The organism is Burkholderia alba, from assembly GCF_034721475.1.
Taxonomy (GTDB): Bacteria; Pseudomonadota; Gammaproteobacteria; order Burkholderiales; family Burkholderiaceae; genus Burkholderia; species Burkholderia alba.
Genome location: NZ_JAWJWL010000019.1, coordinates 126,922 through 146,208, shown reverse-complemented (window position 1 = coordinate 146,208; position 19,287 = coordinate 126,922). Strand labels below are relative to the sequence as shown.

Annotated in this window: 14 protein-coding genes; 4 read left to right on the top strand and 10 right to left on the bottom strand. The window is 69.1% G+C overall.

The window, feature by feature from the left end; genetic code table 11:
* Window positions 1-154: 154 nt before the first annotated feature.
* Both RZR99_RS21740 and ubiA read left to right on the top strand, forming a co-directional pair.
* A complete protein-coding gene (locus RZR99_RS21740; protein WP_323121838.1) occupies window positions 155-619 on the top strand; it encodes a winged helix-turn-helix transcriptional regulator in 465 nt (154 codons plus the stop codon).
* Window positions 620-700: 81 nt separating this feature from the next.
* On the top strand, window positions 701-1,564 hold the full coding sequence (gene ubiA, locus RZR99_RS21735) for a 4-hydroxybenzoate octaprenyltransferase (RefSeq protein WP_323121861.1): 864 nt from the start codon (window positions 701-703) through the stop codon (window positions 1,562-1,564).
* Window positions 1,565-1,906: 342 nt separating this feature from the next.
* Here the strand turns inward: ubiA and proC are convergent, their stop codons facing one another.
* The 6 genes from proC to RZR99_RS21705 all read right to left on the bottom strand — a co-directional run bounded on the left by proC (window position 1,907) and on the right by RZR99_RS21705 (window position 8,950).
* The gene (gene proC, locus RZR99_RS21730) at window positions 1,907-2,722 is read right to left on the bottom strand and encodes a pyrroline-5-carboxylate reductase (RefSeq protein ID WP_323121837.1); all 816 of its coding nucleotides are present in this window, start codon (window positions 2,720-2,722) and stop codon (window positions 1,907-1,909) included.
* 31 nt (window positions 2,723-2,753) lie between these two features.
* Window positions 2,754-3,452, bottom strand: coding sequence for a YggS family pyridoxal phosphate-dependent enzyme (locus RZR99_RS21725; RefSeq protein WP_323121836.1), 699 nt, complete (start codon window positions 3,450-3,452; stop codon window positions 2,754-2,756).
* Between the two features lie 108 nt (window positions 3,453-3,560).
* Window positions 3,561-4,787: a glycolate oxidase subunit GlcF gene (glcF, locus tag RZR99_RS21720; RefSeq protein ID WP_323121835.1), complete on the bottom strand. Its 1,227-nt coding sequence runs from the start codon at window positions 4,785-4,787 to the stop codon at window positions 3,561-3,563.
* 7 nt (window positions 4,788-4,794) lie between these two features.
* Entirely contained in the window at window positions 4,795-5,883 is a 1,089-nt protein-coding gene (gene glcE, locus RZR99_RS21715) for a glycolate oxidase subunit GlcE (protein ID WP_323121860.1), read from the bottom strand.
* 90 nt (window positions 5,884-5,973) lie between these two features.
* Entirely contained in the window at window positions 5,974-7,467 is a 1,494-nt protein-coding gene (locus RZR99_RS21710; RefSeq protein ID WP_323121834.1) for an FAD-linked oxidase C-terminal domain-containing protein, read from the bottom strand.
* 67 nt (window positions 7,468-7,534) lie between these two features.
* Window positions 7,535-8,950: an FAD-binding oxidoreductase gene (locus RZR99_RS21705; RefSeq protein WP_323121833.1), complete on the bottom strand. Its 1,416-nt coding sequence runs from the start codon at window positions 8,948-8,950 to the stop codon at window positions 7,535-7,537.
* 143 nt (window positions 8,951-9,093) lie between these two features.
* Here RZR99_RS21705 and RZR99_RS21700 point away from each other — a divergent pair, with 143 nt between their 5' ends.
* Window positions 9,094-9,645, top strand: a complete 552-nt coding sequence (locus RZR99_RS21700) for a cob(I)yrinic acid a,c-diamide adenosyltransferase (protein WP_323121832.1) — start codon at window positions 9,094-9,096, stop codon at window positions 9,643-9,645.
* A gap of 115 nt (window positions 9,646-9,760) precedes the next feature.
* Window positions 9,761-10,969, top strand: coding sequence for an NO-inducible flavohemoprotein (gene hmpA, locus RZR99_RS21695; RefSeq protein WP_323121831.1), 1,209 nt, complete (start codon window positions 9,761-9,763; stop codon window positions 10,967-10,969).
* A gap of 148 nt (window positions 10,970-11,117) precedes the next feature.
* Here the strand turns inward: hmpA and aroG are convergent, their stop codons facing one another.
* The 4 genes from aroG to RZR99_RS21675 all read right to left on the bottom strand — a co-directional run bounded on the left by aroG (window position 11,118) and on the right by RZR99_RS21675 (window position 19,244).
* Complete coding sequence (gene aroG, locus RZR99_RS21690) at window positions 11,118-12,191, bottom strand: 3-deoxy-7-phosphoheptulonate synthase AroG (protein ID WP_323121830.1); 1,074 nt, start codon at window positions 12,189-12,191, stop codon at window positions 11,118-11,120.
* 404 nt (window positions 12,192-12,595) lie between these two features.
* The gene (tldD, locus tag RZR99_RS21685; RefSeq protein ID WP_323121829.1) at window positions 12,596-14,062 is read right to left on the bottom strand and encodes a metalloprotease TldD; all 1,467 of its coding nucleotides are present in this window, start codon (window positions 14,060-14,062) and stop codon (window positions 12,596-12,598) included.
* Between the two features lie 102 nt (window positions 14,063-14,164).
* Entirely contained in the window at window positions 14,165-14,992 is an 828-nt protein-coding gene (locus RZR99_RS21680; RefSeq protein WP_323121828.1) for a carbon-nitrogen hydrolase family protein, read from the bottom strand.
* Between the two features lie 49 nt (window positions 14,993-15,041).
* The gene (locus RZR99_RS21675; RefSeq protein ID WP_323121827.1) at window positions 15,042-19,244 is read right to left on the bottom strand and encodes a YhdP family protein; all 4,203 of its coding nucleotides are present in this window, start codon (window positions 19,242-19,244) and stop codon (window positions 15,042-15,044) included.
* Window positions 19,245-19,287 lie beyond the last annotated feature (43 nt).

Sequence of the window (19,287 nt, the reverse complement as noted above, 5' to 3'; positions counted from 1 at the left end):
ACGATCGAGCCGGGAGGCTCGTTCGCTTTCGGGCGACGCCGGCTGCGCGAGCCGCTTGCCCGGGCTTTGGCATTCCCCGTTTATAGTTTTAAAATGAAACCAATGAAATTGCGCGGCCGACCTCTGCCGCGTTCCATCGACGATCGATACCGGTATGGCACAACGTAGAGACATGAGCGGCGACGCATGCCCGGTCGCACGCACCGTGGACGTGGTCGGCGACCGCTGGTCGCTGCTCATCGTGCGCGATGCCTTCGACGGCGCGCGCCGGTTCGGCGAATTTCAGCGCAGTCTCGGGATTGCGCGCAACATGCTGACCGACCGGCTGCGCATGCTGGTTGACGTCGGCGTGCTGGCCGCGGCGCCCGCGTCGGACGGCTCCGCCTATCAGGAATACGTGCTGACGGACAAGGGCCGGGCGCTGTTCCCGGTGATCGTCGCGCTGCGGCAATGGGGCGAGGCGCATCTGTTCGCGCCCGGCGAGCCCTATGCGCCGATGGTCGAGCGCCGCAGCGGCCGGCCGATCGTCTCGATGGCGCCGCGTACGCATGGCGGCCGGCCGCTGCAGCCGGAAGACGCGGTAGTGGAAAAAATCGGGCCGGAAAAGGACGCCGATTAGCGCCCTTCTCGGTTTTGCCCCGCGCGCCGCGCGGTTCTACAATGCCGGGGTTATCTTCCCCGCGATATGTCGCCTGCTCCCATGCTCGCCCGCTTTCCCCTGTACTTGCGGCTTGTCCGAATGGACAAGCCGATCGGCAGCCTGCTGCTGCTGTGGCCCACGCTCAACGCGCTCTGGATCGCATCGAACGGCCATCCGCCGCTGTCGTACATCGTGATTTTTGCGGTGGGCACGCTGCTGATGCGTTCCGCCGGCTGCGCGATCAACGACTACGCGGATCGCGATTTCGACCGCCACGTGAAGCGCACCGCGGACCGGCCGCTCACGTCCGGCAAGATCCACGCATGGGAGGCGGTGGCGATCGCGGTGGGGCTCGCGCTGGTGTCGTTCCTGCTGATCCTGCCGCTCAACACGCTGACGAAGGAACTGTCGGTGGTGGCGGTCGTGGTTGCCGGCACCTATCCGTTCATGAAGCGCTTCTTCGCGATTCCGCAGGCGTATCTCGGGATTGCGTTCGGGTTCGGCATTCCGATGGCGTTCGCCGCCGTGCAGGACACGGTGCCGGCGATCGGCTGGGCGATGCTGGCCGCGAACGTGTTCTGGGCGATCGCCTATGACACCGCGTATGCGATGGTCGATCGCGACGACGACCTGAAGATCGGCATACGTACATCGGCGATCACGTTCGGCCGCTACGACGTGCTGGCGATCATGCTCTGCTACGCGGCGATGTTCGCGATCTACGTGTGGCTCGGCGTCACGCTCGGCTTCGGCCCGCTGTACTGGTTGGGCTGGGCGGCGGCGGCAGGGTGCGCGATCTATCACTACACGCTGATCAAGGATCGCGAGCGGATGCCGTGTTTCGCCGCGTTCAAGCACAACAACTGGCTGGGCGGCGTGTTGTTCGCGGGGATTGCCGCGCATTACGCGGCGGCGAGTTTCTGACGCGCGCCGGCGTCCAGCCGGCGCATGAGTTTCGTGACTTCCGAATCGACACCGACACCCCAAGGGGCGGACGGCAATCCGTTTCCCCGGGGTGTTTTTCATGGAGCGGGCGGGGAGCCCCGTCTTGGGCGCCGCAGATTGCCGCCGAACGGCTACGGCCGCGTCTGCCTCGCGCCGGTGCGGCAGGCCCGACCGCGATCGGGTTCGGTCGCTTGACTTCGTGGTGGAACGAGCGGGCGCTTCAGGGCGCGCGCGCCTGCCTATTCATTGCGCCAGCACGCACGGTTACGCGCTGACTGCCCGGCCGGAGCGCTGCCATGCGCAACCCGGCCGGGCGTGCGCTCACGCGTTGCCCAGCTCGTCGCCCATTTCCCGGGCACGCGCCTGCGCGGCCAGCGCGCCGCGCACGATCGCCTCCTTGACGCCCTGCGCGTCGAACGACGCCAGCGCCGCGGCCGTCGTGCCGCCCTTCGACGTCACGCGCTCGCGCAGCACGCTCGCCGGCTCGCCCGACTGCGCGGCGAGTTGCGCCGCGCCGGTGAAGGTCGCGACCGCCAGCGCGCGGCCCTGCGCGTCGTTCATGCCGAGCCGTCGTGCCGCTTCCTGCAGCGCTTCGATGAAATAGAACACGTAGGCGGGACCGCTGCCCGAGATCGCGGTGACGGCGTCGAGCTGCGCTTCGTCGTCGAACCAGACGATCTGGCCGACCGCGCCCAGTACCTGCGCGGCCAGATCGCGGCCGGCCGCGTCGACGCCCGCGAGCGCCGCGAGGCCCGTCACGCCCATGCCGATCAGCGCCGGCGTGTTCGGCATCGTGCGCACCACGCGCGGGTAGTCGCCGAGCCAGCGCGACAGATCCGCGCCGCGAATGCCGGCCGCGATGCTGATGACGAGTGGCCGCGACGTCAGATGCGGCGCGAGCGCTTGCGCGACGTCTTTCAGCACCTGCGGTTTCACGGCGAGCACGATCGCGTCGTAGCCGGCGAGCGCGGCGTCGACCGCCGCGCCGGTACGGATGCCGAATTGCGCTTCGGCGCGCCGGCGCACGTCGTCGTTCACGTCGACGGCATACAGGCCGTTCGCCGCGATGCCGCGTTTGACGAGGCCGCCGATCAAGGCGGCCGCCATGTTGCCGCCGCCGATGAATGCGATTTTCATGATGAAGGTCGGTTGAGAGGAATCGGGGAAATCAGTGCGAGTAGTCACGCGTACCGAAGATCGCGGTGCCGATCCGGACGATCGTCGCGCCTTCCAGCACGGCCGCTTCGAGATCGGCCGACATGCCCATCGACAGCGTGTCGAGCGCGAGACCCTGCGTACGCAGCTGGTCGAACAGCGCACGCAGCGCGCGGTGCGGCGCGCGCTGCGCGGCCGCGTCGTCCGCCGGTTCGGGAATCGCCATCAGCCCGCGCAGGCGCAGCGCCGGCAGCGCGGCCACCGCGCGCGCGACGTCGGCGATCTGCTCCGGGGCAACGCCGCTCTTCGACGTCTCGCCGCTGATATTCACCTGCACGCAGACGTTGAGCGGCGGCAGGTGGGCGGGACGTTGCTCGGCGAGGCGCTGCGCGATCTTCAGCCGGTCGACCGAATGCACCCAGTCGAACTGCTCGGCGACGGCGCGCGTCTTGTTCGACTGCAGCGGTCCGATGAAATGCCATTCGAGTCCGCCGCGCAGGTCGGCGAGCGCGGCGATCTTGTCGAGCGCTTCCTGCACGTAGTTCTCGCCGAATGCGCGCTGGCCGGCCGCGTGGGCGGCGCGCACGTCGGCGGCGGGGAAGGTCTTGGAGACGGCGAGCAGTTCGACGGCGCCGGGCTCGCGTCCCGCCGCGCGCGCGGCGTCGTCGATGCGGCGTTGGACGGAGGCGAGGCGGGCGGCGAGATCGGACATGGCGGAGCGGACGGAAAGCGTCGGGCGAAGGTGCCGCGGCGCGGCGGCGGATCGTTGGAATTATACGGACTGTGCGCGCGCCGCTTGCGGCGGCGCGCGGCGTGGGGCTCACCCGTACAGCAGATGCTCGACGAGCTGGATCCAGTGCGCGACCGGCAGCGGCGTGCCGCTTTGGAGGTGCGCGAGGCAACCGATATTGGCCGACAGGATCATCTGCGGTTCGAGCGCGTGCAGCTTCGCGAGCTTCTGCTTGCGCAGCTTGTACGACAGCGACGGCTGCGTCAGCGAGTAGGTGCCCGCGGATCCGCAGCAAAGGTGACTGTCGGCGGGCAGGCGCACCTCGATGCCGAGCGCCTCGAGGAGCCGCTCGACCTTGCCGCGCGATTGCTGGCCGTGCTGCAGCGTGCAGGGCGGGTGGTAGGCGACCGTGTGCACCGCCCGCCGGCGCGCGAGCGCGGCCAGCTCCGCCTCGAATCCGGCGAGCAGTTCGGAGACGTCCTTCGTCAGTTCGACGATGCGCCGTGCCTTGTCCGCATACGCCGGATCGTCGCGCAGCAGATGCGCGTATTCGAGCACCGTCGCACCGCAGCCGGACGCGTTCATCACGATCGCTTCCGCGCCCTGCTCGACGTGCGGCCACCAGGCGTCGATATTGCGGCGCGCGTCGTCGAGCGCGTCGGCGTGATAGTTCAGATGCAGGCGGATCGCGCCGCAGCAGCCGGCTTCGGGCGCGACGACGGTCTGCACGCCGAGCGCGTCGAGCACGCGCGCGGTCGCGATGTTGATGTTCGGCAGCATCGACGGCTGAACGCAGCCGGCCAGCATCAGCATCTTGCGCGGATGCTGCGCGTCCGGCCAGTCGAGCAGGCGAGTGCGCGCGGGCACCTTGTCGCGCAGCCGCTTCGGCAGCAGCGGGCGGACCTGCTGACCGAGCCGCATCACCGGCGAGAACAGCGTGCTGTTCGGCACGAAGCTCGCGAGCGCGCGGCGCATCAGGCGCTGCGATATGGGGCGCGGTACCTTCGCTTCGACGTGCTTGCGGCCGATTTCGACGAGCCGGCCATACTGCACGCCGGACGGGCAGGTCGTCTCGCAGCTCCGGCACGTGAGGCAGCGGTCCAGATGTTGCTGCGTGCTGCGCGTGACGGGCGCGCCTTCGATCATCTGCTTGATCAGGTAGATCCGGCCGCGCGGGCCGTCCAGCTCGTCGCCGAGCAACTGGTAGGTCGGGCAGGTGGCCGTACAGAAGCCGCAGTGCACGCACTTGCGCAGGATGGCTTCGGCTTCGTCGCCGTCCGGGGTGCCGCGGATGAAATCAGCGAGGTTGGTCTGCATCGCGCACTCAGAGATCGGGGTAGAGCCGGCCGCGGTTGAAGATGCGCGCGGGATCGAATGCCGCCTTCAGGCCGCGGTGGATTTTCAGCAGCGGCGCGGGCAGCGGCGTGAACACGCCCGCGCTGCGGTCGTAGGCAGTGCCGGAGCGGAACAGCGTGGCGTGGCCGCCCGCCTGCTTCGCGCTCATCCGGACCGTTTGCGCGTCGGCGTCGGTGATCCACCAGCGCTGCGCGCCGCCCCATTCCATCATCTGCGAACCGGGCAGGTGCATCGGCTCGGTGATCGACGGCAGCGACAGGCGCCACAGCGCATGGCCGGGCGGAATCCCGGCGAAGAACGGATCGCTCTGCTCGCGCACGCCTTCCCAGAAGCGCTCGGCCTCGACCGCGTCGACCACTTCGCCGCCGAGCGTCATCTTCGCGCTCTTGATCGCGGCTTCCGCGCCCGACAGCCGCAGGACCAGCGTGCCGTTGCGCCAGGCGCTCGCGCTGACGGGCAGCGGGCGGCCCGCCCATTCGTTGAGCTTGCGGACCGCGTCGGTCGCGCTCATGTCGAACTTCAGCGTGACTTCGGCGACCGGCCTCGGCAGCACCTTCACCGACAGTTCGAGGATCAGTCCGAGCGTGCCGAGCGAGCCGGCCAGCAGCCGCGACACGTCGTAGCCGGCGACGTTCTTCACGACCTGGCCGCCGAACTGCAGCGCTTCGCCGCGCCCGTTCATCAGCAGGGCGCCGAGCACGAAATCGCGCGGCGCGCCCGACGTCGCGCGGCGCGGCCCCGCGATACCGGCGGCGATCGCGCCGCCGAACGTCGCGCCGCGCCCGAAGTGGGGCGGCTCGAACGGCAGCATCTGACCGTGTTCGGCGAGCGTGGCTTCGAGCTGGGTGAGCGACGTACCCGCCCGCGCGGTGATCACCAGTTCCGCCGGGTCGTAGGACACGACGCCTTGATGGGCACGCGTCTCGAGGATGTCGCCCTCGAGCGTCTGGCCGTACCAGTCTTTCGTGCCGCCGCCGCGAATCCGCAGCGCGCGGCCGTCCGCGCTGGCTTCGCGGATGCGCTCGGCCCAGCCTGCGACGATGTCGTCCTCTTCCATGACGTTCATTCTCGTTATACGTTCGGTGCGTTCGGTCGATTGTACCGGGGCGGTGCGATCGCACATCCCGACTATCCCTAGTCCTCCCGATCAGAAGCGGGGCAGGTCGGGGTGCGGGAGCAGACTGCCGCGCACGTGCATCCGGCCGTATTCGGCGCAGCGCGCGCGGGTCGGAATGCCCTTGTCCGGGTTGAGCAGCCCGGGCGGATCGAACGCGCGCTTGACCGCGAAGAACGCGTCGCGCTCCGGCGGCGAAAACTGCACGCACATCGAGTTGAGTTTTTCGGTGCCGACGCCGTGTTCGCCCGTCACCGTGCCGCCGAATTCGACGCAGGTTTCGAGGATGTCCGCACCGAACGCCTCGGCGCGGTGCAGTTCGTCGGGATCGTTCGCGTTGAACAGGATCAGCGGATGCATGTTGCCGTCGCCCGCATGGAACACGTTGATGCAGCGCAGCCCGTAGCGCGCCTCCATCTGTTCGATCCGCGCGAGCAGCGGGCCGATCGCGCGGCGCGGCACGGTGCCGTCCATGCAGTAGTAGTCGGGGGAGATGCGGCCGGCCGCCGGGAACGCGTTCTTGCGGCCGGACCAGAAGCGCAGCCGTTCGCTCTCGTTGCGCGACACCTGGATGCGGGTCGCGCCGTGCTCGCGCAGCACGGCGGTCACGCGCACGATTTCCTCGGCGACTTCCTCGGGCGTGCCGTCCGATTCGCACAGCAGGATCGCGGCGGCGTCGACGTCGTAGCCCGCATGGGTGAACGATTCGACCGCGCGCGTGGCGGGCTTGTCCATCATCTCGAGGCCGGCCGGAATGATACCCGCGGCGATGATGGCGGCCACCGCCTCGCCGCCCTTCACGACGTCGTCGAAGCTCGCCATCACGAGCTGCGCGGTCTGCGGCTTCGGGATCAGCTTCACCGTGACCTCGGTGATGATCGCGAACATGCCCTCGCTGCCGATCGTCACCGCGAGCAGGTCGAGGCCGGGCGCGTCGAGCGCGAGCGAGCCGAACTCGACGATGTCGCCGTCGATCGTCACCGCGCGCACGCGCAGCACGTTGTGCACGGTCAGCCCGTACTTGAGGCAGTGGACGCCGCCCGAATTCTCGGCGACGTTGCCGCCGATCGTGCAGGCGATCTGCGACGAGGGATCGGGTGCGTAATAGAGCCCGTATGGCGCGGCGGCCTCGGAGATCGCGAGGTTGCGCACGCCGGGCTGGACGGTGGCGGTGCGGGCGTACGAATCGACTTCGACGATCCGCGTGAAGCGCGCGAGCGACAGCACGACGCCGTGCGCGATCGGCAACGCGCCGCCCGACAGGCTCGTGCCGGCGCCGCGCGGGACGATCGGCACATCCAGGCGGCGGCAGATCTGCACGATCCGCAGCACCTGCGATTCGGTTTCCGGCAGCGCGACGGCGAGCGGCAACCGCCGGTATGCGGACAGCGCATCGCATTCGTACGCGGCCGTGTCTTCCTCGCGATACAGCAGGCAGTGCGTCGGCAGCACGGCCATCAGCGCCTGCACGACTTCGCGCTGGCGTTGCGAGCGCATGTCGGCCGACAGTGCGGCGGGGGCGTTCATGTCTCCTCCTGGACGGGCAGCCTTGCGGCGCATCCCCCGGCCGCTCGCGCGCCCGGGCGGTGGCCGGTCATTCGCCGACAGTGAAAATCTTGCCGGGGTTCATCAGGTTGCGCGGATCGAGCGCGAGCTTGATCGCGCGCATCGCGTCGAGCGCGACGTCGCCGTGCTCCGCGGCCAGAAAGCGCATCTTGTGCAATCCGACGCCGTGTTCGCCGGTACAGGTGCCGCCCATCCGCAGCGCGCGCTCGACGATCCGCTGGTTGATCGTCTCGGCCTCCGCCAGCTCGGCCGGCTTGGCCGGATCGATCAGGATCGCGACATGGAAGTTGCCGTCGCCGACATGGCCGACGATCGGGCACGGCAGCGACGACGCGCGCAGGTCGGACTCGGTTTCCTCGACGCAGGCGGCGAGCTTCGAGATCGGCACGCACACGTCGGTCGTGACCGCGCGGCAGCCGGGCTTCAGCTGCAGCATCGCGAAGAACGCGTTGTGCCGGGCGGACCAGAGACGGGTGCGGTCCTCGGGGCGCGTTGCCCACTCGAAGCCGCTGCCGTCGTTTTGCGCGGCGAGCGCCTGCACCAGTTCCGCCTGCTCCTTGACGCCGGCTTCGGTGCCGTGGAATTCGAAGAACAGGGTCGGCGCTTCGGCGAGCGTCAGGTTCGCGTGGCGGTTGATCGAACGGATCGCGAGCGCGTCGACGAACTCGACGCGCGCGATCGGCACGCCGATCTGGATCGTCTCGATCACGGCGCGCACGGCGGCGCTCATCGACGGGAACGCGCAGACCGCGGCGCAGACCGCTTCGGGCAGCGGATGCAGGCGCAGCGTAATCTCGGTGATCACGCCGAGCGTGCCTTCCGAGCCGACGAACAGCCGTGTCAGGTCGTAGCCCGCCGACGATTTGCGGGCCCGCGTGCCGGTCTTGACGACGCGGCCGTCGGCGAGCACGGCGGTGAGGCCGAGCACGTTCTCGCGCATCGTGCCGTAGCGCACGGCGTTGGTACCGGACGCGCGGGTGGCGGTCATCCCGCCGATGCTCGCGTCCGCGCCGGGGTCGATCGGGAAGAACAGGCCGGTGTCGCGCAGCGCGTCGTTGAGCGTCTTGCGCGAGATGCCGGGCTCCACCGTGACGGTCAGATCCTCGGCGTCGATCGACAGCACGCGGTTCATCTCGGACACGTCGAGCGACACGCCGCCTTGTACCGCGAGCAGGTGGCCTTCGAGCGACGAGCCCGCGCCGTACGGGATCAGGGGGACGTCGTATTGCGCGCACAGCAGGACCACCTGCCTGACTTCGTCTGCGCTGCGCGCGAAGACCACGGCGTCGGGCGGCTGAGGATCGAAGGGCGATTCGTCGCGGCCGTGCTGGATGCGCACGGCTTCCGCCGTCGACACGCGCGTGCCGAAGGCGGCCGCGAGCGCGGCGAGCAGGGCGGCGGGGAATGGGCGGCGCAACGGGGCCGGCGGGGCGGGGTGATTCACGCAAGTCTCCTGTACAGCTCTTATGCAGGCGCCGCGTCGAGGCGGCCGGATCATTCTACGCTGGAAAGCCCGCCGCCAGCCTCGCCGGCCGCTGCGATAATGGGGATTCGCCGCGCGGCGCGGCTTCCATCACGGGGACACACATGGGCAACCGCCTCAGCAAGATCGCCACGCGCACGGGCGACGACGGCACCACCGGCCTCGGCGACGGGCGCCGGGTACGCAAGACCGACGCGCGGATCGCCGCGATCGGCGACGTCGACGAGCTGAATTCGAACCTGGGCGTACTGCTCGCGGAGCCGCTGCCGGACGACGTCCGCGCGGCGCTGGCGACGATCCAGCACGACCTGTTCGACCTGGGCGGCGAGCTGTGCATCCCGGGTCACCGGGTGATCGCCGCCGTGCACCTCGCGCGTATCGACGGATGGCTCGCCGACTACAACGCGCGGCTGTCGCCGCTGAAGGAATTCATCCTGCCCGGCGGCGCGCGCGGCGCGGCGCTCGCGCACGTCTGCCGTACCGTCTGCCGGCGCGCGGAGCGTTCGATCGTCGCGCTGGGCGAGCAGGAGCCGCTGGATGCTGCGCCGCGTCAATACGTGAACCGGTTGTCGGACCTGCTGTTCGTGCTGGCGCGCGTGCTGAACCGGGCCGCCGGCGGCAGCGACGTGCTGTGGGAGCGCGCCCGCCCGGATTGAGCGCCGATGCGCCGGCGGGCAGGATCCGGCGCTATTTCGAGATGCGACAATTTGACCAGGGTGAGTCGTGTCGTTAAAGATGTATTGTTTCAGCATGTTTAACGGAGGACGAATCATGACCCAGATCACAGCCGACCAGATGGCCCGGGTGAAAGCCACCGCCCCGGTTCTCGCCGAACATGGCGCGACCATCACGAAACACTTCTACCAACGGATGTTCGGCCGGCATCCGGAGCTGCGCAATCTCTTCAACCAGACCCACCAGAAGACGGGCAGCCAGCCGGAAACGCTCGCGAAGGCGGTGTACGCGTATGCGGCGAACATCGACAACCTCGGCGTGCTGAGCGGCGCGGTGGCGCGGATCGCGCACAAGCATGCGAGCCTCAATATCCGGCCGGAGCATTACCCGATCGTCGGCGAGAATTTGCTGGCATCGATCGTCGAGGTGCTCGGCGACGCGGTCGATCAGCCGACGCTCGACGCGTGGCGGGTCGCTTACGGACAACTGGCGAGCATCCTGATCGGCGCCGAGGCCAACCTGTACGAAGGCGCGGCATGGAGCGGCTACCGGCCGTTCAAGGTGGCCGGCAAGGTGCGCGAGAGCGACGGGATCACGTCGTTCTACCTCAGTCCGGCGGATGGCGGCGCCGCGCCCGGGTTCGAGCCCGGCCAGTACGTGACGGTCAAACGCTTCGTCGGCGAACTCGGGGTCGATCAGCCGCGTCAGTACAGCCTCTCCGACGCGCCGCACGGCAAGTGGCTGAGGATCTCGGTCAAGCGCGAGGCGGGGCAGGGCGAGGAGATTCCGGCGGGCAAGGTGTCGACCTTGCTCCATGACGGGGTCGACGAAGGCGCGATCGTCGAAGTGACGGCGCCGATGGGCGATTTCACGCTGGATCGCACGGCCGCGACGCCGGTCGTGCTGATCTCGGCGGGGGTCGGCATTACGCCGATGGTGTCGATGGCGGCGGCGCTGACCGAAGCCGGCAGCACCCGCCAGGTGCGCTTCGTGCACGCGTGTCGCAGCGGGCGCGCGCATGCGTTCCGCGAATGGCTGAACGCGCTGGCCGCACGGCATCCGAACGTCACGCGCAAGGTGTTCTACGAACTCGTCGGGCCGCACGACCGCGCGGGCGTCGACCACGACGAGGAAGGGCGCCTGACGCCGCAGCGGGTCGTGCAGCACGCGTTCGTCGCGGATGCCGATTACTACATTTGCGGTCCGGTCGCGTTCATGAAGGCGCAGCGCGATGCGCTCGTCGCGCTGGGCGTCGAGCCGGCGCGCGTGCACACCGAGATTTTCGGATCGGGCGCGATCGAGTGATCGAGCCGCGCCGACGCGGGGCGCAGTGAATGGGGTTGCCGACCGGCGGGCACGCGGGGTACCCGAGTCGACGCGAGGCAGTCGAAGGCGGCACCCCTGGATCGAGCCGGGGTGCCGTCGTCACCGTGGGGCGGGCGTGGCCCGCCGCTCAGTTCCCGCTGCCGCGCGCGACGCGGCGCGCTTTCACGGCTTCCGCGAGGCCTTCCAGCACCTTCACGCTGTCGTTCCAGTCGATGCAGCCGTCGGTGATGCTCTGGCCGTAGGTCAGTTCGCAGCCTTCCTGCAGGTCCTGGCGGCCGGCCACCAGATGCGACTCCACCATCACGCCGACGATCCGCTCGTCGCCTCCCGCGATCTGACGGCCGATGTCCGCGCAGACCGGGATCTGGTTCTCGTGCTTCTTCGAGCTGTTCGCGTGGCTCGCGTCGATCATCAGCCGCGCGGCAAGCCCGGCCTTGCTGATGTCGCTGCACGCGGCGTTCACGCTCTCGGCGTCGTAGTTCGGCGTCTTGCCGCCGCGCAGGATGATGTGGCAGTCCTCGTTGCCCGCCGTCGACACGATCGCCGAATGGCCGCCCTTCGTCACCGACAGGAAATGGTGCGGCTGCGACGCGGCCTTGATCGCGTCGACCGCGATCTTGACGTTGCCGTCCGTGCCGTTCTTGAAGCCGACCGGGCACGACAGGCCCGACGCCAGTTCGCGGTGCACCTGCGATTCGGTCGTGCGCGCGCCGATCGCCCCCCACGAGATCAGGTCGGCGATGTACTGCGGGCTGATCATGTCGAGGTATTCGGTGCCGGCGGGCAGGCCGAGCTCGTTGATATGCATCAGCAGCTCGCGCGCGGTGCGCAGGCCGTCGTTGATCTTGAAGCTGTTGTCCAGGTGCGGATCGTTGATGAGCCCCTTCCAGCCGACCGTCGTGCGCGGCTTCTCGAAGTACACCCGCATCACGATCTCAAGCTCGCCCGCGAAGCGCGTGCGTTCGTGAACCAGCCGCCCCGCGTACTCGAGCGCCGCCTTCGTATCGTGAATCGAGCACGGCCCGATGATGACGATCAAGCGGTCGTCCATCCCGTGCAGGATCCGGTGCATCGACTGGCGCGCGGTGTAGATCAGCTCGGCCGCCGTCTCGGTGCAGGCGAATTCGCGGATCAGGTGAGCGGGCGGCGTCAGCTCCTTGAGTTCGCGGATACGGACGTCGTCGGTGTTGTGCGGGGGCATGCTTGTTCTCCAGGTTCGGTGCGCCGCCCGGTCGGAGCGGGTGCGGCTATTCGGTCAATTCAACAATGCGGATGCGTGAATTCGGTTGAGCGGTCTGTCGACGGCGGCGCCGTCAGGTCGGCGCGGATCGGCAGGGCGAAAAAAAACCGCCGGGTTCGCCGGCGGTTTTTCAGGAATTTCGTTTGCGCTTGGTGCGCCATCACTCCTCTCGATCCGCCAGCGGTCTGAGATACCAAAAAAAGTAAAAGTAAAACTTGGCGGACATGACGGTGGTTCGGTTCGTCGAAAAAGTGATTTGCACTTTATACCCCGCCGGCGGCCGGCTGGCAATCCGGTGGGGTCAAAAATGCGGACAATCCGCACATCTTGTTCGATTCGTGCGAATTATCTGCGCTGAGCTGCAATCAGGCCGTGCCGCCGACCGTCATCCGGTCGATCCGCAAGGTCGGCTGGCCGACGCCCACGGGCACGCTCTGGCCTTCCTTGCCGCACACGCCCACGCCGGTGTCGAGCTTCATGTCGTTGCCGATCATGCTCACGTACTTCAGCGATTCCGGACCGCTGCCGATCAGCGTCGCGCCCTTCACCGGGTAGGTGATCTTGCCGTCCTCGATCATGTACGCCTCGGACGCCGAGAACACGAACTTGCCGTTCGTGATGTCGACCTGGCCGCCGCCGAAATTCACCGCGTACAGCCCGTGCTTCACCGATTCGATGATTTCCTGCGGATCCTTGTCGCCGTTCAGCATGTAGGTGTTGGTCATGCGCGGCATCGGCAGCGCCGCGTACGATTCGCGGCGCGCGTTGCCGGTGACGGGCATCTTCATCAGGCGCGCATTCAGCGTGTCCTGGATATAACCCTTCAGGATGCCGTCCTCGATCAGCGTCGTGCACTGGGTCGGGTTGCCTTCGTCGTCGATGTTCAGCGAGCCACGGCGGTTCGGCAGCGTGCCGTCGTCGACCACCGTCACGCCCTTCGCCGCGACGCGTTCGCCGATCCGGCCGGCGAACGCCGACGAACCCTTGCGATTGAAGTCGCCCTCGAGGCCGTGGCCGATCGCCTCGTGCAGCAGCACGCCCGGCCAGCCCGAGCCGAGCACCACCGACATCGCGCCCGCCGGCGCGGGACGCGCGTCGAGATTCACGATCGCCGCGTGCACCGCGTCGTCGACGTAGCGCGACAGCACCTCGTCGGTGAAATAGCCGTAGTCGAAGCGGCCGCCGCCGCCGCCCGAGCCGATCTCGCGGCGGCCGTTCTGCTCGGCGATCACCGTGACCGACACGCGCACCAGCGGCCGGATGTCGGCGGCCAGCGCGCCGTCGCTGCGCGCGACCAGCACGACGTCGTATTCGCCCGCGAGGCCCGCCATCACTTGCGTGATGCGCGGATCGCGGCTGCGCGCCATCTGCTCGACGCGTTCGAGGAGCTTCACCTTGGCCGTCGCGTCGAGCGACGCGAGCGGATCGGAGGGCAGGTACAGATCGCGGCCCGAGATGCCCTTGAGCGTCGACGCGACCTGGATCTTCCGCTTGCCGCCGCCCGCCTGGGCGATGGCCTTGGTCGCGGCCGCGGCCTGGCGGATCGCTTCCGGCGACAGGTCGTCGGAGTACGCGAACGCGGTGCGGTCGCCCGCCACCGCGCGCACGCCGACGCCCTGGTCGATGCTGAAGCTGCCCGACTTGACGATGCCTTCCTCGAGGCTCCACGCTTCGCTGCGGGTCGCCTGGAAGTACAGGTCGGCGTAGTCGACCCGGTGCGTGAAGATGTCGGCGAGCGTGCGCGTCAGCAGGCTTTCGTCCAGGCCGTAAGGCGTGAGCAGGATGTCCTTCGCGAGCGCGAGGTTGCGGATGCCGGGTTCGATGATGTTCATGCGGGTGTCGGGGAGTCTCTATCTAAATACGTTGATCGGGCGTGCTGTACTGACTGTATAGATGGATCGCGGCGGCCGGGTTTCAAGCGGGGCGGGCCGGTTTCAGGCCAGCACCCGGTGCCGCCATGCGGGCAGGCTCTGCCGCACGTCGGCGATGCGGGCCGCATCGAGTTCGCCGCTCACGACGCCGGGGCCTTCGTCGCGGACCGCGACCACCTCGCCCCACGGGTCGATCAGCATGCTGTGCCCCCAGGTTCGGCGGCCGTTGTCGTGCTTGCCGCCCTGGGCGGCGGCGAGCACGTAGCATTGGTTCTCGACCGCCCGCGCGCGCAGCAGCATTTCCCAGTGCGCGCGGCCGGTGGTGTACGTGAAGGCCGACGGTACGACGATCAGCGCGCAGTCGCCCAGCTGGCGGTACAGCTCCGGAAAGCGCAGATCGTAGCAGACCGACAGCCCGACCCGGCCGAACGGCGCGTCGAAGCCGCGCACGGCGTCGCCGGGGCGAATCGTGCGCGCTTCGTCAAACGACTCGTCGCCTTTTTCGAAATTGAACAGGTGGATCTTGTCGTAGCGGGCCGCTTCGCGGCCCTGCGGGTCGAACACCAGCGTGGTGTTCAGCACGCGCGACGGTTCGGGCGCCTTGAGCGGCAGCGTGCCGCCGATGACCCAGATACCGTGGCGCGCGGCGGCCTCGGCGAGAAAGCGCTGGATCGGGCCGTCCTGGTAGGGCTCGGCGAGCGCGAGCTTGTCGGTGTCCTTGAACCCCATGAAGCAGAAATATTCGGGCAGGAGCACGAGCTGCGCGCCGCCGTCGGCCGCCTCGCCGATCAACCGGCCGGCTTCGGCCAGGTTGGCGGCGACTTCGGGCGTGCTGACCATCTGCAGCGCGGCGACCCGAAAGGGCGTGGCTAAGGCGGATCGGTCGGTCATTGCAAATTCGGTTGCCTGAAAAAAGGGTGCGAGCCCAGGAGCGGCCGGATCAATGGCCCGCCGCATCGGCGGGCGCGTGGTCGTGGTCCATCTTACCGCGATCGTTGCCGACCCGCTCGATATGCGGATGCGCCCACGAACCCGTGATCGCGTAGTTCATCGCGAGTGCGTGCGACAACGTCTGCGACAGCGCGAGGTCGGCGGCCAGCACGCCGAGGCCGAGCAGCGGGTTGATCACCGCGGCCGCGATCGCCGCCGCGCCGGCGCTGACCTTCGGCGCGACGTGCGCGTGCAGGTCCTGGGTTTCTTGCGCGAGATCGACGGCGCCCGTGAGCGTCACTTTCGCGGGGGCGGTGGTCATCTCGAAGTCGCTGGTGCGGGCGGTTCCGTTCTTGATATGGCCGGTGCCGGTGATCGTCTCGAACGGCAGGCCCTTGCCGATCACGTCGCGGAAATCGAGCGTCAGAAAGCGCGCGAGACTTTGCAGGCTCAGCACGCCGAGCAGCTTCGCCGCGCCCGGATCGACCTTCAGGATCTGGCCGTGCCGCAGGTCGAGCGTGAGCGTGCCGTCGAGCGTCGGGTAGTCGATGGCGGTCGGACCGCCGCGCCAGCCGACCTTGCCCGTGAGCGTGCCCCGGCCGTCGGCGACGGTGCGCGGCAGGCCGACGCGATCGAGCAGCGCGCCCGCATTGTCGATGTCGAGCTTGAAGTCGAATACGGTGCGGCGCGGCGCCTCGTCCTCCTCGACGCCGTGCGCGAGTGCGCGGCGCGACGTGCGCCAGTTCGCGGTGGCGGTGAGCTTGGCCGCCGGGTTCGACAGTTCGAGCTTGTCGAGCGCCCACACCGGGATGCCGTGTTCGTCGTAGTTGTGCGCGTTGACTTCCAGCCGGCCGATATCGTGGCCGCGCGCGACCACCTCGTCGACGACCAGATCGATCGACGGCATCGCGCGGTCGGTGGGCGTCGGCAGGTCCATCGCGCGGCCGACCAGGTCATGCTGCGCGCTGTCCGGAATCACGAGCTTCGCGAGCCGGGCGTTCAGCACGCCCGCGCCGTTGTGGCCGCCGCCCGGCGCCCACGACAGGTAGCCCGACACCTGGTTCGACGCGATGTTCGCCTGCCACAGATCGTCGACGTGCGACGCCCCGACGATCACGTTTTCCCAGTTGCGCTTGAGCAGCTTGAGCGAACCGAAATGCAGCGCGAAGCGCTTCGGCACGAAGCTCGCGAGATCGATGCGCTCGCCGCCCGGCTGGGGCTCCTGTGTTTTCGGCGACGCGTGGAACGTCTTTGCGAACGTTTGCCATGCGTCGGCGTCGAGCTCGGGCACGTCGACCGCGGCCGTCACCCCTTCCTGCGGCAGGTCGGGCATCCGGTTCATCCCGACCGCGCCGCGCACCGCGCTGACCGGCCCGCCGCGCGGAATGTCGAGCAGGTAGGTCGCGCCGATCGGGCCGAGCTTCAGGTCGGCATGTTCGAGCGTCTTGCCGTCGGCCTGGCGCTGCGGTCCGAACGTGAAGCTGAACGGCATCGGCGTGCCCGCGGGTTTGGCGAGGGGTTCGGGAAAGTTGAGCGCGATGCCGGTCAGGTCGGAGCTGGCCGTGATGTCGGGGAGGCCGCCCTTTTCGCCGCGCACGGAAAGCCGGTAGGGCGCGTCGCCGACGACGCGCTCGAGCAGCGCGGCGGTCGGGCCGTGCAGGTTGTGGCCGCGCGCGGCGTCGACGGCGATCCGGCCGTCGACGTCGAACGCGTAGCGGCCGGTCGGTGCGAGCGAACCGCTCGCCCGCAGGTCGCCGCCGAGGAAGCGGCCCGTCAGGCGATCGACCGCGAGGGTGTGCTGCGTGAAGCGCACATTGCCGCGCAGGCGCGACAACGGCGGCACGCCGTCGCTTTCGAGCGTGTTGCCGGCGAGTCCGATGGTGCCTTCGACATCGGTGTGCGGGTGCAGGGTGTGCTGTGGGATCGTGAGCTTGAGCGCGAGCGTCGCGGGCCCCTGCGCGCGCACCTTGTCGCCGAGGTGGCCGGTCATTCCGCCGATCGCGCTGCGGTTCGCGTAGTCGAGCAGGTCGGCGAGCGGGCCGTGCGCGCGGCCTTCGATCACGAGCGGCGCGTGGGTCGGGTTGCCCAGGTCGGCGATCTTGCCGCTTACCTTGTCGAGTGCGATGCCCTTGTAGCGTGCGCGGTCGATGTCGAAGCGCAGCCGGTTCTGTTCCAGCTCGAACACGCCGTCGATGCCGTCGAGCGCGGGCCATACGTTGGGCGTGCCGTTCGCGAGCAGGTGCAGCGGCTGCGGCGTCGGCTCGAACCGGCCGCCGGTAAACGGCGCGACGATATGGAACATGCCCGCCTTCGGGTCGTGCTCGTAGGGGAAGGTCTCGAGCGGGCCTTTCGCGACGATCGTCGCGCCGCGCTTCACCTGGCCCGCCTGCAGCGCATGGCCGAGATACAGGCGCAGATGGTCCGACAGGCTGGTCGGCAGGTAGCGGGCGATGCGCGCGACGGCGGCGCGCTCGAATTCGGCCTTCAGGTCGAGCGAGCCGCGGCCGTGGCCGGGGTTCGTATAGGTGCCGGCGACCGCGATCGCCGCGTCGGGATTCTCGACATGGAATTCGGGCACCGCGACCTCGACGCGCGCATGCGGTTCGCCGTCGACGTGCGCGATGGTCCAGTTCGCGCGGCCGCGCAGGCGGTCGAACGCGAGCCGGGGCTCGTCGAACACGCCCGGCACGGTGACGGCCGCGTTGACGGTGTCGATGCTCGCCGTGCCCTGCCGTTCGTCCGCATCGACGTGGCCCCACAGGTTCTCGACGCCGGGAATCCCGGCGCGCGGATGGCCGTGGACCGACAGCCCCGGCGGCGGCTCCTGCGCTTCGACGCTGATGCCCTGCAGGTCGCCCCGGAAACGGTAGCGGATGATCGGCGCGACGCCGTTTTGCTGCTCCTCGCCCGCGAGTTCGCCGCTCGCCGGCTTGGCTCGCTCGACTTCCATGTCGTAGTTCGCGACGAGCCCGCGCGGATCGAACCGCACGAGTTCGTTGCGCAGCCGCGCGGGGAGCGGCAGGCCGCGGATGAATTCGGCGAGGATGCCGAGATCGACCTGGTCGCCCTTGACGCTCAGCAACTGGCCGCGATCGACGCTCGGCACCCGGTAGCGGGCGGTCAGCGTCGACAGCGCGAGCGAGCGGGACAGCGGCGTGCCGTCGTCGAGCGGGGGCTGGCCGAGTTCCGCGTGCAGGTGCGACAGGTGCAGCGTGTAGTCGCGCTTCGGATCGATCGCGAGGTCCCAGCCGAAGCGGGTGACCGGGATGTCGAGGCGCGGCTGGGTCGGGCGCACCCGCAGCGCGATGTCGTAGCCGTGCAGGTTGCCGCGTGCGCCCGTCAGATGGCCGTTCTTGAAGTTGGCCCAGATCGCGTTGTCGATGCGGCCCGCGTACGCGGTCAGCTGGATATTGGTGTAGCGCGCGAGCGTCGGCAGATCGACGGGGCCGGTCGACACGTACGCGTCGCCGGTCCAGTTCGCCGGCTTGCCGATCGGCGCGAGCGGCTTGTGGGTGAAGCGGGCGCGGAAATCGAGCGGACCGAGGAACAGGGTGCCGTTCGCCGGCGCCTGCAGGGCGATCCGGTGGGTCAGCCCGTCGTTCAGGACTGCCGCGCGGATGCCGGTGAGCGCGAGCTCGGGCGCGGCGTGCTGCGCGTCGCGCCAGCGCAGCGTGCCGCCGCGCAGCACGATCGCCTCCTGCTTGAGGAGCCAGGTGCTGAAGGTGTCGTCGCCGCTGCGGGTGGTGGGCACCGCGACCCCCGCGACGAACAGCGAGCCGTCCGCCTTGCGTTCCGTCAGCAGGTCGGGTTCGTCGACGATCAGGCTCGACAGCGTCGGGGACAGCCGCAGCAGCGAGCGCCAGGACAGCGCGGCGCTCGCATGCGGCACCGAGAGCGCCAACTGGCCGTCGCGGCCGCGGATCGTCAGGCGGCTGACCTCGACTCCCGGCTGCAGGCCGGACCAGGACGGCGCGAGCCGGCCGATCCGGACGTCGGCGTGGAGTTTTTGCGAGACGAAGCTTTCGATTCGGGGCCGGAATTCGTCGACCCGGGGCAGCAGCAGGTAGCGCAGTCCGAGGAACAGGCCCGCCGACACGAAATAGGCGGCAATCCCGATCGCCAGCACCCCCTTGAACACGCGACGCAGAACCGGGTGATCGTGTCGCGGAGGTCCGGCTTCGGGCGGTGCGGCGGATTCCTGGGGGTCGGACATGCGGCGAAGGGGCGGCGATATGGTAGTTTTGCGAACTGACGTT

Coding starts and splice junctions, on each gene's coding strand:
- RZR99_RS21740 (WP_323121838.1), top strand. CDS start 155: ATGGCACAACGTAGAGACATGAGCGGCGACGCATGCCCGGTCGCACGC.
- ubiA (WP_323121861.1), top strand. CDS start 701: ATGCTCGCCCGCTTTCCCCTGTACTTGCGGCTTGTCCGAATGGACAAG.
- proC (WP_323121837.1), bottom strand. CDS start 2,722: ATGAAAATCGCATTCATCGGCGGCGGCAACATGGCGGCCGCCTTGATC.
- RZR99_RS21725 (WP_323121836.1), bottom strand. CDS start 3,452: ATGTCCGATCTCGCCGCCCGCCTCGCCTCCGTCCAACGCCGCATCGAC.
- glcF (WP_323121835.1), bottom strand. CDS start 4,787: ATGCAGACCAACCTCGCTGATTTCATCCGCGGCACCCCGGACGGCGAC.
- glcE (WP_323121860.1), bottom strand. CDS start 5,883: ATGGAAGAGGACGACATCGTCGCAGGCTGGGCCGAGCGCATCCGCGAA.
- RZR99_RS21710 (WP_323121834.1), bottom strand. CDS start 7,467: ATGAACGCCCCCGCCGCACTGTCGGCCGACATGCGCTCGCAACGCCAG.
- RZR99_RS21700 (WP_323121832.1), top strand. CDS start 9,094: ATGGGCAACCGCCTCAGCAAGATCGCCACGCGCACGGGCGACGACGGC.
- hmpA (WP_323121831.1), top strand. CDS start 9,761: ATGACCCAGATCACAGCCGACCAGATGGCCCGGGTGAAAGCCACCGCC.
- aroG (WP_323121830.1), bottom strand. CDS start 12,191: ATGCCCCCGCACAACACCGACGACGTCCGTATCCGCGAACTCAAGGAG.
- tldD (WP_323121829.1), bottom strand. CDS start 14,062: ATGAACATCATCGAACCCGGCATCCGCAACCTCGCGCTCGCGAAGGAC.
- RZR99_RS21680 (WP_323121828.1), bottom strand. CDS start 14,992: ATGACCGACCGATCCGCCTTAGCCACGCCCTTTCGGGTCGCCGCGCTG.
- RZR99_RS21675 (WP_323121827.1), bottom strand. CDS start 19,244: ATGTCCGACCCCCAGGAATCCGCCGCACCGCCCGAAGCCGGACCTCCG.